The organism is Clostridioides sp. GD02404 (assembly GCF_045898275.1).
GTDB lineage: Bacteria > Bacillota > Clostridia > Peptostreptococcales > Peptostreptococcaceae > Clostridioides > Clostridioides difficile_A.
The window spans coordinates 70,885-84,411 of sequence record NZ_JBJOCA010000019.1; the positions used below are offsets into that span (position 1 = coordinate 70,885).

Annotated in this window: 14 protein-coding genes and 1 other annotated feature; of the genes, 2 read left to right on the plus strand and 12 right to left on the minus strand. The window is 28.8% G+C overall.

Features of this window, described 5'->3' with window-relative positions; all coding sequences use genetic code 11:
* Positions 1–120: 120 nt before the first annotated feature.
* The 4 genes from Q3287_RS12535 to Q3287_RS12550 all read right to left on the minus strand — a co-directional run bounded on the left by Q3287_RS12535 (position 121) and on the right by Q3287_RS12550 (position 4,376).
* The gene (locus Q3287_RS12535) at positions 121–891 is read right to left on the minus strand and encodes a TatD family hydrolase (RefSeq protein ID WP_407964150.1); all 771 of its coding nucleotides are present in this window, start codon (positions 889–891) and stop codon (positions 121–123) included.
* A 29-nt stretch (positions 892–920) separates the two neighbouring features.
* Entirely contained in the window at positions 921–2,858 is a 1,938-nt protein-coding gene (gene metG / locus Q3287_RS12540; RefSeq protein WP_054277773.1) for a methionine--tRNA ligase, read from the minus strand.
* Between the two features lie 82 nt (positions 2,859–2,940).
* Positions 2,941–3,189, minus strand: a binding site (T-box leader).
* Positions 3,190–3,254: 65 nt separating this feature from the next.
* Positions 3,255–3,776, minus strand: coding sequence for a spore maturation protein (locus tag Q3287_RS12545; protein WP_054271973.1), 522 nt, complete (start codon positions 3,774–3,776; stop codon positions 3,255–3,257).
* A gap of 15 nt (positions 3,777–3,791) precedes the next feature.
* A complete protein-coding gene (locus Q3287_RS12550; RefSeq protein ID WP_054271974.1) occupies positions 3,792–4,376 on the minus strand; it encodes a nucleoside recognition domain-containing protein in 585 nt (194 codons plus the stop codon).
* A gap of 131 nt (positions 4,377–4,507) precedes the next feature.
* On the opposite strand from Q3287_RS12550, the gene Q3287_RS12555 reads away from it, so the two are divergent.
* Positions 4,508–5,938, plus strand: coding sequence for a nicotinate phosphoribosyltransferase (locus Q3287_RS12555; protein ID WP_054271975.1), 1,431 nt, complete (start codon positions 4,508–4,510; stop codon positions 5,936–5,938).
* A gap of 36 nt (positions 5,939–5,974) precedes the next feature.
* Positions 5,975–6,403 (plus strand): Lrp/AsnC family transcriptional regulator, encoded by a 429-nt coding sequence (locus Q3287_RS12560; protein WP_021386461.1) that lies wholly within the window; start codon positions 5,975–5,977, stop codon positions 6,401–6,403.
* A gap of 187 nt (positions 6,404–6,590) precedes the next feature.
* Here Q3287_RS12560 and Q3287_RS12565 read toward each other — a convergent pair whose 3' ends face one another.
* From Q3287_RS12565 to Q3287_RS12600, 8 genes are all read right to left on the minus strand, one after another.
* Complete coding sequence (locus tag Q3287_RS12565) at positions 6,591–7,295, minus strand: HD domain-containing protein (RefSeq protein ID WP_054271976.1); 705 nt, start codon at positions 7,293–7,295, stop codon at positions 6,591–6,593.
* Positions 7,296–7,317: 22 nt separating this feature from the next.
* Complete coding sequence (gene rsmI, locus Q3287_RS12570) at positions 7,318–8,151, minus strand: 16S rRNA (cytidine(1402)-2'-O)-methyltransferase (RefSeq protein ID WP_021386462.1); 834 nt, start codon at positions 8,149–8,151, stop codon at positions 7,318–7,320.
* Positions 8,152–8,898 carry a tRNA1(Val) (adenine(37)-N6)-methyltransferase gene (locus Q3287_RS12575; RefSeq protein ID WP_407815040.1) on the minus strand — a complete coding sequence of 249 codons (747 nt, stop codon included), beginning with the start codon at positions 8,896–8,898 and terminating at the stop codon, positions 8,152–8,154.
* Between the two features lie 79 nt (positions 8,899–8,977).
* Positions 8,978–9,871 (minus strand): stage 0 sporulation family protein, encoded by an 894-nt coding sequence (locus Q3287_RS12580; RefSeq protein ID WP_054277775.1) that lies wholly within the window; start codon positions 9,869–9,871, stop codon positions 8,978–8,980.
* A complete protein-coding gene (locus tag Q3287_RS12585; protein WP_407964151.1) occupies positions 9,868–10,803 on the minus strand; it encodes an ATP-binding protein in 936 nt (311 codons plus the stop codon). The genes Q3287_RS12580 and Q3287_RS12585 overlap by 4 nt, the downstream gene beginning before the upstream one ends.
* A gap of 2 nt (positions 10,804–10,805) precedes the next feature.
* Entirely contained in the window at positions 10,806–11,495 is a 690-nt protein-coding gene (locus Q3287_RS12590; RefSeq protein ID WP_054277777.1) for a deoxynucleoside kinase, read from the minus strand.
* Between the two features lie 141 nt (positions 11,496–11,636).
* Positions 11,637–13,046 (minus strand): aminotransferase class I/II-fold pyridoxal phosphate-dependent enzyme, encoded by a 1,410-nt coding sequence (locus Q3287_RS12595; RefSeq protein ID WP_407964152.1) that lies wholly within the window; start codon positions 13,044–13,046, stop codon positions 11,637–11,639.
* A 179-nt stretch (positions 13,047–13,225) separates the two neighbouring features.
* Complete coding sequence (locus Q3287_RS12600; protein ID WP_021386455.1) at positions 13,226–13,417, minus strand: DUF378 domain-containing protein; 192 nt, start codon at positions 13,415–13,417, stop codon at positions 13,226–13,228.
* Between the last annotated feature and the right edge of the window lie 110 nt (positions 13,418–13,527).

Here is a 13,527-nt window from a genome sequence, read left to right on the forward strand (position 1 = left end):
ATATTAAAAAGATAAAATAAGTCACTAGAAATAAAAAAAGTATACCATTCAAACTGAATGGTATACTCATCTTGTACTTATAAATTGCTCATTTCATATGTCATTATAAATTTTAATTGTTTATTTTATATTAAAAAACTTCTTTGCATTTTCTTTTGTAGCTCTGCATACTTCTTCATAGGATATTCCTTTTTCTTGAGCTATTTTATCAGCAACAAAGGCTACTTGAGAAGGGTTATTTCTCTTTCCTCTGTGTGGCTCTGGTGACATATATGGTGAATCAGTCTCTATAAACAGTCTTTCTAGAGGAATTTCTCTTACTACTTCTTTAGTTTTCTTATTATTCTTAAAAGTAACTGTTCCTGGAATTGATATATAACAACCCATTTTTACATATTCTCTAGCTAACTCTACATTACCACTATAACAGTGAAGTACACATCCTATTTCAGGACTCTTAGTGTTTTTTATTATCTCAAAAGTATCTCCATGTGCATCTCTATCATGTATTATTATTGGAAGTTTTAACTCATTAGCTAACTCAATTTGCTTCTTGAACCACTCTTTTTGCTCTTCTCTTGGAGAATAATCATAATAGTAATCTAACCCAATTTCTCCAATAGCTACAACTTTTTCATTTTCAGTTGCAAGTTTTCTTAAAGTATCTATTGCTGTATCATCTAGCTTTGATACATCATGTGGATGTACTCCAACTGCTGAATATATAAAATCATACTTTTTTGCTAGCTCAATTGCTGTTATTGATGTTTCTATATCCGCACCTGGATTTACAACCAAATCTACACCTTTTTCTTTTAATGAACCAATAAGTTCATCTCTATCTTCATCAAAACTTTCATCATTTAAATGTGCGTGTGAGTCAAATAACATCTTTAATCTCCTTACTGTTTAATTGCCTATTAACGAACCTCGCATCCATCTTTAGCTCCTTGTGTAAATGGTAGAACATATGGGTCTCCATCATCACCTGCTGCTAATATCATACCTTGAGATTCTACACCTCTTAATTTAACTGGTTTTAAGTTGCATACTACTGTAACTTCCTTGCCTACCAAATCTTCTGGCTTATAGTATTCAGCTATTCCTGATACTATTTGTCTTGTTTCTGGTCCAAGTTTAACTTGTGACACTAATAATTTATTTGCTTTTGGATGCTTTTCACAACTTATTATTTTTCCTACTCTAAGCTCTATTTTGTCTAAATCATCAATAGTAATTTCTGCTTTATGTTCTAATGATTTTTCCTCTACTGGAGGTTTTCCAGAAAACATCTCAGTTAATTCTTCTATTTCTTTTTCTACATCTAATCTTGGGAATAAAGGCTCACCTTTAAATACCTTTACATTTTCGCCAATAAGGCCAAATGTCTTTGTACTTTCCCATGTAGTTATATCATCTTGACCTTTTATTCCTATATGCTCATATATTTTATTAGCTGTTTCATTCATTATAGGATTTATTAATGTAGCGATTATTCTTATAGATTCACATAAATTATATAAAACTGTGTCTAATTCATCTTTCTTAGCTTCATCTTTAGCTAGTGCCCAAGGCATAGTTTCATCTATATATTTGTTAGTTCTTCTAACTAATTTCCATACACTCTCTAATGCTTCATGGAATTGCATCTTATCCATCTCAGCTTCAAAATTTTCTCTAGTTGATACAGCTTGTTCTTTTAAATCTGCATCAAAATCAGTTGAAACTTTTGCTGTTGGTATTATTCCATTATTGTACTTTTCAACCATAGCCACAGTTCTACTTATTAAGTTTCCTAAATCATTTGCCAAATCATAATTTATTCTTGTTACAAAGTTTCTATGAGTATAGCTTCCATCTTGTCCAAATGCAAACTCTCTTAATAAGAAATATTTAAGTGTATCTATTCCATATCTTTCTATTATAGGCTCTGGATAAACCACATTACCTTTTGATTTACTCATCTTATCATCAGCAAATAATATCCATCCATGCCCAAATACTTGCTTTGGAACTTCTAAACCTAAAGCCATTAAAAGTGCTGGCCATATTATTGTATGGAATCTCACTATTTCTTTACCTACTATTTGGACATTAGCAGGCCAATATTTTTTAAACTCTTCATCATTGTCAGTCATATATCCTAATGCTGTTATGTAATTACATAAAGCATCTACCCATACATAAATTACATGTTTTTCATCAAAAGGAACTTTTATTCCCCAGTCAAAAGTCGTTCTTGTTACACTTAAGTCTTCTAATCCTTTATCTAAGAAGTTTGCTACCATTTCGTTTTTTCTAGCAGCAGGGAAACAGAAACTATCATCCTTAAATAACTCTTTTAATCTATCTTCATATTTAGATAGTCTAAAGAAATAAGATTCTTCTTTTACTAAGTATGTTTCTCTTCCACAATCAGGGCATTTATTTCCTTCCAATAATTGAGATTCTGTCCAAAAGCTCTCACAAGGAGTACAATATCTACCTTCATATTCTCCTTTATATATATCACCTTGCTCATATAATTTAGTAAATATTTTTTGTATTATGTCTGTATGTCTTTTTTCTGTCGTTCTTATAAAATCATCATAAGATATATCCATAGTATTCCATAAAGCTTTTATATCTTTTATCATTCCATCAAGATATTCTATCTCTGACATTCCTTGTTCTATAGCTTTCTTTTGGATTTTTTCACCATGCTCATCTGTTCCTGTTAAGAACTTTACATCGTATCCACAGAAACGCTTAAATCTAGCTATCGTATCTGCTGCTACTGTTGAATAAGTATGACCTATGTGTAATCCTCCACTTGGATAGTATATTGGTGTTGTTACATAAAAACTCGGTTTGCTCATATTATTTACCTCCTAATTTTTTATCGTTCTAGTTTTATAAATATTTCATTGAAATAATAAAAAATCGCCTCCTATGAGCTAACATAGGGGCGAGATTATTCACGGTACCACCCTAATTCATCTATAATAATTATGTTTCACATGAAATGTAGAAATTCACTTTATAGACATCTTAGTAGACTATAACGTGTCCAACCGTTTTATCCTAGCATATATGCTCAGATAAAAAGCTCCAAGACCATCTTCAATAAAGCTTTTGACACTAGCTTTCACCTAATCTAGCTCTCTGATAGAAAAAACCTTTATTTACTCTTCTTTTCATAGCTTATAATTTATATTACTATTTATTTCTATATAATCACTATATTATAAAATTTTTCCCACATTGTCAACAAATTATACAAATATTACATAGCAAATAAAAACAGCTGCTATAACACCAGCAACATGGGTAATCATAGCACATGATAATGTATGTCTAGTGTTTTTTATCTTTAGGCTTCCATAGTATATTGCCATTGTATAAAATATAGTTTCAGAAGAACCTACAATTGTAGCTCCCATTTTTTCTACTAAACTACCTATTCCAACCCTATTTGCAAGTTCACTATACATACCTAAAGCACCACTTCCAGATAAAGGTTTTACACTTATTAGACCTATTAATTCTTTTGGTATACTAAGCACATTTGCTATTGGTGTAAATAACCATTCTAACATATCAAGACCTTTACCTGTTTTGAATATTCCTATTGCCAAAAATATTCCTATTATATATGGTAGAATATCCCAAGCTGCTTTTAGCCCATCGATTGCTCCTTTTACAAAGCTATCATACACATCTATTTTTTTATATTTACCATAAACTACTATGTACAAAATTATTATTGGTATAAGTAAGTTTGAAAATACTTCCATGTATCTACATCCCCTTTATCTATATCTTTTTTGAAAAAATTTACATGTTATTATCGCTATTGCTGTAGATATAATGGTTGCAAATAAAGTTGTAAAGATTATTTCACTTGGATTTTGAGCTCCCATATCCATCCTTAGTTTAATTATAGTAAATGGAATTATCTGTATAGATGATATATTTATTACCATAAACATAATCATATCATTAGTTGCTGTATCTTTTTTATTGTTTAAAGTTTGAAGTTCGCTCATTGCCTTTAAACCAAATGCTGTTGCACCATTTCCAGCTCCCAGCATATTTAAAGCAATATTCATAACTATATAAGACATTGCTTTGTGACCTTTTGGAATAGAAGGAAATAATCTTCTCATTATAGGATTTAATTTCTGACCTATCTTTTCGATTAGACCTGATTCTTTTGCAATATTCATTACACCCATCCAAAGTGCCATGATACCAGCTAAACTTATTGCAAATTCTATACCTTTTGATGTCTCACTCAATATAACTTTATTTAATTCACCCATATTTTTAGAAATCAAACTTCCTATTATTCCTATTGATACCATATAAAACCATATTTTTCCTATCCTAATCATCCTCCTCTTTAAATAATTTTATGATAGTTAGGTAATACTTTATACTTGAAAGTTGTACTATATTATGTTTTAGTATAAGTGTGGGAGTTTTTATAATTTTTAATATTTAATAATAATTAAGGAGAGAAATAATGAGAAATCTAACACTTCTTACTGATTTATATCAGCTTACTATGTTAAATGGCTATTTTGAAAAAAATATTCACGAAGACATTGTTGTATTCGATATGTTTTTTAGAAAAAACGCTTGTGATGGAGGGTATACTATAGTTTGTGGTATTGATCAGGTTGTTGAATACATAGATAATCTTCATTTTTCAGATGAAGATTTAGAGTACTTAAAAAGCTTAAATTTATTTTCTGATAAATTTCTAAAATTTTTAAAAGAATTTAAGTTCACAGGAGATATATATGCTGTTGAAGAAGGAACTATCATGTTCCCTAATGAGCCATTGATTACTGTTAAGGCACCATTATATCAAGCTCAACTTATTGAAACAGCATTGTTGACTATAGTCAATTTTCAATCTCTTATTGCTACTAAAGCCTCTAGAGTTTGCTTTGCAGCTCAAGGAGACCCTGTATTTGAATTTGGGTTACGTCGTGCGCAAGGTGCTGATGCAGGTATATATGGAGCTAGAGCTGCTGTAGTTGGTGGTTGTACTGGAACTGCAAATGTATTAGCTGGGAAAATGTTTGATATTCCTATAATTGGTACACATGCGCATAGTTGGGTACAAAAATTTGATACTGAACTTGATGCATTTCAAGCATATGCTGATGTTTATCCAGACAAATGCTTACTTCTTGTAGATACTTATGATGTATTAAACAGTGGTGTACCTAATGCAATAAAGGTGTTTAAAAATATTTCTGAAAAAGGATACAAACCTATGGGTATAAGGCTAGATTCTGGAGATTTAGCTTATTTATCTAAAGAAGCAAAAAAACAATTAGATAGTGCTGGCTTTTCAGATATTAGTATCACTGCATCTAATGACCTTGATGAATACACTATATCATCACTTAAAGCAGAAGGAGCTACTATAAATTCATGGGGAGTAGGTACAAAACTCATTACATCTTTTGATTCACCTTCTCTTGGAGGAGTTTACAAATTAGCTGCATCTTGTGAAAATGGAACTCTTGAACCTAAGATAAAGATTTCTGAAAATCCAGAAAAAATAAATAATCCTGGTTACAAGAAAGTTATAAGAATATATAACGAAGACAATAAAGCAGAGGCAGATTTAATTATGTTACATGATGAAGTTATAGATGAATCTAAACCTTTAGAAATCTTCCATCCTACATATACATGGAAAACGAAGACATTTACAAAATATAAAGTTAAAGAGCTTCTTAAACCACTGTATATAAAAGGAATATGCAAATATAATAAAAAACCTGTTCTTGAAATAAAAAATCATGTACAATATGAATTAAGTACTATCTGGGAACAATACAAAAGACTTTCAAAACCACACATTTATAAGGTTGATTTATCTAAAGATCTTTGGTATTTAAAAACAAAAATGATAGATTCTAAAAAAGTTTTATAGCATTAATTATTTTTATTTAAGGGGGACTGTTTATTTATGGATGTTACAGATTATAGAATCATAGAAATTTTACAGGATGATGGGAGAATTTCTATGAAGGACTTAGGAAAAATAGTTGGTTTAACTTCTCCTGCAGTTTCAGAAAGAGTCAAAAGATTAGAAGAATCTGGTGTTATAGAAGGATATAAAGCTATTGTTAACCCAGATTCATTAGGTAGAGTTATAAAGGCGTTTATTCATATTTCTCTTCCAAGTAATGGATATACAGAATTTATCGAGTCAGCTGGAAAAGACCCTAGAATTGTAGAATGTCACCATATAACAGGTGATGATTGCTTACTTTTAAAAGTAATTGTAAAAGATATGTACGAATTAGAAAATGTGATTGATACTATAAAGAAAATTGGTTCTACTAAGACCTCTGTTATACTATCAACACCGATACAAGCAAAATCAATATTGTAATATAAGTTAAATACTAATGGTTTATTAATTAATAGACCATTAAGTATCCTTAATGAAATTCCAATTTTTGATATAAAAAAAGTTGTCTTTCATAATTTTATAACAAAGACAACTTCTTTTATGTTTTTGAAATCTACATAGTTTAAACTTTAACTAACCATTTAAAATTCAATTATATTGACTAAATTTATACATGTGTATAATTACTTTTATACAAGTAATTTGTTAGAATGTATTCCATATATGTCTTTAACACGCTCACTTCTTCGCTTTTATCTAATAGCTTTATTGTAGAAACTATATCTGCATATCCAAGTAGTATTATTCCTATAGTATCTTCACCCATTAGATTAAATACATTAATTAATTCTTTTCTACTCAAATCATTTTTCTTATACAAAGACAAAAGTATCATATGATGTCTTACATATTTACTTATAAGTTTATATGTTTCTGTTGATAACTCTAACTTTATCCCCATATTGTCTACTATTTGAGCACCTATTTTTTCATGATTTGTAAAATGAACTCTTCCTGTTTCATCTAAAGTCATGCTATCAGGCTTACCTATATCATGTAAAAATATTCCTAACTTTAGTGCATGTAACTTATTTATACCATCCTCAACATATTCATCTAAATAATTTAACACATGTTCTTTTAAATGTATTGGGAAAAAATCTTTATCATTTAGAACGATTTCTAATTCTCTTAATGCATTTATAGAGTGCTCAAAGCAATTAACAACATGATATTTACATTCTCCTACAGACTTCATACATTTTACTTTAGGTATTATTTTTTCCAGTTCATCCTTTTTATCCAACTCTATAAACGTTTTATGTGTATCTTTTCTCTTTAAACTTTCTATTATAATTTTTTCTATTTCCATAAAATCACCTCAGATTCAGGTTTTATAAATCCAGAACTTGTTTATAAACTACATCCTTTTTTAATTTTCTATCTTTACAAACTATTTTTATTGCATCTTTTTTGTTCATACCACTTTCAATTAGTTTTAAAACATATTCTCTATCTGTAAGAGCATCATAATCTTCTTTTTTTGACTTTTCACCATGAAAACCTTCTACTATTAATACGAACTCTCCTCTTACTTCTTTTTCATCAAATATTTTTATAACAGTTTCTATATCTTCTCTGATTATCTCTTGATATTTTTTTGTAAGTTCTCTATTTATGGAAATTTTTCTATTTCCAAGAATCTTAAACATATCTTTTAGTGTATCCTTCAATCTATGTGGTGATTCATAGAAAATTATAGTTCTACTTTCTTCTTTTATTTCTTCTAGTTGTCCTTTTCTAACTTTTTTATCTCTATCTAAAAAGCCCTCAAAAACAAATTTATGTGTATCCATACCAGAACCAACTAAAGCAGTTACAAATGCTGTTGCTCCTGGTAAAACCTCTATCTCTATATTATTTTGTATAGCTTGCTTTATTATCTCTTCTCCTGGGTCAGATATACCAGGCATACCTGCATCGCTTATCAAAGCTATATTTTCTCCATCAATAAGTTTATTTATTAAATAATCTCCCTTTGAATCTTTATTATGTTCATGATAACTAGTCAAAGGCTTTGAAATTTCAAAATGATTTAAAAGTTTTATACTATGTCTTGTATCTTCTGCCGCAATCAAATCTACTTCTTTTAATACTCTTAAAGTTCTGTATGTTATATCCTCTAGGTTTCCTATTGGTGTTGGACATATGTACAATTTCCCACTCATCTATAACTCTCCTATATCTTCATTATTATATATTGCTTTTAGTTCTTTTGTATAATTCCCATCTTCTCCATAAACATACAATGGGTCTAATATCTTAAGCTCTGGTCTTCCATCTTTCACAAATTGAACCAAAACCAAATTAGGTGCTTTTTTAGGTCTTGGATGCACAAATTGAATAACCTTTGGCTCTAGTTTATATTTTCTTCCTAAAGTTATTATATCCACCAATCTTGTTGGTCTGTGTATCATAAAAAACTTTCCTCTAGGCATAACTAATCTAGATGCAGCTTTAATTACATCTTCTAAATTACACTTTACTTCATGTCTTGATATAGCTTTTTTATCATTTGGGTTTTTTATTCCATCAATATGCATATATGGAGGGTTTGATGTAACTACATGATAACCATTTATATCTAAAACTTTATCTATAGATTTTATATCCTCATTTATAATCTCAACTCTTTCTTCCAGACTATTTAATTTTACAGAACGAGTTGCCATTTCATATACATCTTCTTGTATTTCTACACCAATAATTTTTTTAGCTTCACTTTTACCTGCTATCAATATAGGTATGATACCTGTTCCTGTTCCTAGGTCTACAACTTTAGCATCTTTTTTTATTTTAGTAAAATTAGCTAATAAAACTGCATCTATACCAAAACAAAATCCATTAGTATCTTGTATAAGTCTAAGACCTTTTAATTGTAAATCATCTATTCTTTCTGAATCTTTTAATTGCATATTCATAAACGCTCCTCAAATATTAATAACTTCAAGTGTTATTTGCTTTAAAAAAGGTAGGAAAAGCCCTACCTTAAATTTAATCTTCTAATTTCTTCAGCTCTCTTAGTGTAGCTTCATCTAATCCATCATTATCTTTGCACTTACCACCACAGCCATCACATTTTTTAGGCTCTTTAAGTATCTTTATATCTTCTCTTGTATATATCTTTACAGTTTTATCCTGAAACTCTACTTTAATTTGCTCTAATAGAGGATTTACTTCTACAACTTTTCCTTTTCCATCATCCGATTGCACTAGTGCACCTACAATAGGCATTTTTTCTATCGCTTCACTATATACATCATGCTCATATTTTAAACAACAGAATAATCTTCCACATATTCCAGATATCTTTGTTGGGTTTAAAGATAGGCTTTGGTCTTTTGCCATTTTTATTGAAACTGGTTGAAAATCACCTAACCAAGATGAACAACAAAGTTTTCTACCACAAGGTCCTAGACCTCCTATAGATTTTGCTTCATCTCTAACACCAATTTGTCTAAGCTCTATTCTAGTCTTAAATATAGCAGCCAAATCTTTTACCAATTCTCTAAAATCTATTCTTCCTTCTGCTGTAAAATAAAAAATCAATTTATTTCTATCAAATGTATACTCACAATCTATTAGAAACATTGTTAACTCATGTTCTTTTATTTTTTGTTGGCATAATTCAAAAGTTTCTTTTGCCTTTTCTTTATTTTCTAGATATATTTTTTTATCTTCCTCTGTGGCTATTCTTATGATTGGTTTTAGAGGGGAAACTAGTTCGCTCTCGTCCATATCTTTTGGTCCTACTACCACTTTTCCATACTCTAGACCTCTTGCAGTTTCTACAACTACATCCATATCTTGCTCTATATTAAAATCAACAGGGTCAAAATAATATATTTTTCCTGCACTTTTAAATCTTATACCTACTATTTTTATCATTTAATCACCTCGTATATATTTAAAGACATAACTTGTATGCTTATATTAAAATTGCAATTGCTCTTTATTTTACTCTTTGCATCTTCTATTATATCAATAATTTTGGACAATTGAGAATAACTAATTTTTCCACTCATATTTTGAATAAAAACTAGCTTGTCTACATTTATTAGCATATTTTTGTTCACATTTTCTTTTAACAGGATAATATCTCGAAAATAGTTTATCATAATATCCAATAAACTTATAATATTACCTCTATATTTTTCCATATTATTTGGGATGTTTAGAATCTCTACTATGTTTTTATCTAACATTACTTGAATATACTGTTGTATATCGTCCCTCATCACTGAAAATTCAGCAGACTGAGATAGACTCAAAGCATTCTCAATACTTCCTCTTGAGAAAGTAGCTAATAGTTGGGCTCTTTCTTCCTCTATACCTGTATCTATTAAATATTTTTTTAAATCTTCCATTGGTATAGGTGAGAACTTTATTATATCACATCTAGATTTTATAGTTTCTAGTAAAGATTCTTTGTTATTTGTAACTAAGATTATTATAGCATAATCTGGAGGTTCCTCCAGTGTCTTTAAAAGTGCATTTTGGGCTTCTACAGTCATTTTCTCAGCATTGTTAATTATATATATTTTATAGTCCTTATGAGGTCTTATTACTATGTCTGATTGCATATTTCTGATTTGGGCTATTTTTATGCTATTTCCATCTGGCTTTATGAGTATATAATCTGGACTATTTTCTAGATTTACATAATCAAGCAACAACTTAGACAACTCATCAGCAAACTTCTTTTTTCCTATTCCATCTATACCCTCAAGCATATACGCATTATTAAGTTTATTTTTCTTTATAGAATTTGTTAAATATTTCTTTGCAAAATTTTGACCTATAATATTTTCAAAATACATATTTATCTCTCCATAGATTTTATTGAACCAAGAACTATTTCATAAACTTCATTATGTATACTTTCAATACTTCTTAATTCGTTATCTGAAACACAATTTATTTTTTTCCAATCATATTTATCTGCTATATATAAAGCATTATTGTAAGATTTCTTCAAATACTCTATATCACTTTCATGAATATCTTTTTCTTCTTCTCCTGTAATCTTGTTTTTTCTATTTTCCATGAGTTTCTCACTAAACTCAATAGGAACATCTAGAAATACAACACAATCAGGTTGTGGTATCTTAAATAAATTAAATTCATAATCAGCTAGCCAGTTTAAATATGCTTCTCTATCAGAAACATCCATTTTAGAAGCCTGATGTACCATATTAGAGGTTGTATATCTATCTGCAATAATTATTCCACCTTCATTGTAAAACTCCTCCCAATCGGTTTTAAATGAAGCATATCTATCTGCAGTAAAAAAAGTTGATGCTATATATGGGTCTACATCTGATGCATTTTTACCAAAATCTCCTTTTAGATACATTTTTACTAAAGCAGATGATGGAGACTCATAATTTGGATATTCTACCTTTTTAATCATATAGCCTTCTTTTTTTAGTCTTTCATATAATCTTTTTGTCTGAGTTGCCTTTCCACTTGCATCTGAACCACTTTCTATAATTATTAACTTACCTTTCATTTTCATATCCTCCATACAAACACTTTTTACTTTCTAATATAATTTTTATTTAGACAACTTTATATAAATATTCTATATATTACTCATTACAACTATAAGTTTTTTACTTCACATTATAATTTTAAACTTTGTATTATAAACTTAAATATTTTCTAAATCTATTACTTCTATAAAATTTAAATCTACGTCTTTTAATCCACTTACAACCATCCCTTTAGAATTACAGAATATTAAATAATCTATTATTTCTTTGCTTATAATTTCACCAGGAGATATTATGCTTATCCCAGGTGGATATGGCACTATACATTCACCACAGACTTTACCTATGCTGTCATATATTTTAACACTTTTTTTAGTTTTATAAAATGCTTCTCTAGGTGTTAATATTTTCTTTGGAATAATAGCGGGATATTCTTTATTTTCTAACTTTGTAAATCTAAAGTCTTCTTTTACAACATTGTTCAATGCTGTTTCTAAACTATTGAAATCCTTAGTACTATTTCCTATTGTACATATTAAAAGGACTCCATAATAATTAGATAATTCTACTTGTATATTGTATTTATTTCTTAAAATATTTTCTAATTCATAACCTGTTAGACCTATATTTTTAGAAGATATAAATATCTTTGTTTTATCATTCGTATCATATATCTCAATATTTTCATTAATATTGTTTTTAAAAACTCTAATTTTATTTAAAAGCTCTTTCATTAGTTCTTGTCCCTTATTTTCATATATATCTACCGCTAACTCCAAAGAAGATAACAATATATATGAAGGACTTGAGGATTCTGTGATTCTCAACACATTTAAGAGTCTATCTATGTCAATTCGATTTCCTTTTATATGTATCATTGATGATTGAGTAAATGATGGGAGTGTTTTATGAGTACTCTGTACAACTATATCTGCACCCTGCTCAAGAGCTGTTTTAGGAAGTCTATCACTAAGACCTAAATGAGCACCATGTGCTTCATCTATTATCACTACCATTTTTTTATCATGTGCATAATTACAAATACATTCTAAATCATATGTCATTCCATAATATGTAGGATATGTAAGAAGTACTGCTTTTGCATCTAAATTTTTATCTATTACATCAATCGCATTACTTATGGATATTCCCTTTAAGACATTCGTATCTTCACTTATCTCACAAGAAATATACTCTATATCTATATCTCCCAAAATGCATGCATTTATAACAGATTGATGACAATCTCTATTTACAATTATTTTACTCTTAGGAGCGCACACTGACATTATCGCAGACTGTATTCCACAACTACTCCCATTAACTAGATAATATGTATAATCGCTTTTAAATACTCTTGATGCTTTCTTCTGAGAACTCTTTATAATCCCTTCTGGCGAATGTAAGTTATCAGTTCCTAATATTTCAGTAGTATCCATTTTATACAAATTTTCTAATACATTTTTATATCCTAATTTCTCATAAATTCTGCCTTTTTTATGACCAGGCATATGAAAAGATATTACTTCATTATTTACAATATTACTTAATTCATTAATTATAAACATATATTAATAATACTCCTTTTTTCACATAGTACTTCTTTCTTGTATAATACATCTTTTTAAAAACTTCAATTCTTATCTATTTTACCATTAAAAAAGATACAAATTAAGATTTTTATAAAATTAAATACCTCATCCTAAATATTTAGAATGAGGTATTTAATATAAAAGTACAAATTAAATTATTCTCTATCATCAGACATTAAGCTTGGTATTAAGTATAATCCAGCTAAACCTACAATGAAGTATATTATTCTACTTACCATTTCATATGTTCCACCAAAGATACTACCTATTAAATCTGTACCTAGGATACCAATTCCTCCCCAGTTAAGAGCACCGATTATAGCTAAAATTAAAGCAACTTTTTTCATTTCTATCACTCCTCAAGAATTAAATTTTTATAATAGTCCATAATTCCTGTGTTTAGTTTCCCCGAAATAAAAAAAGAAATACATATTTTTTGTCTTTTTTTACAAAAAAC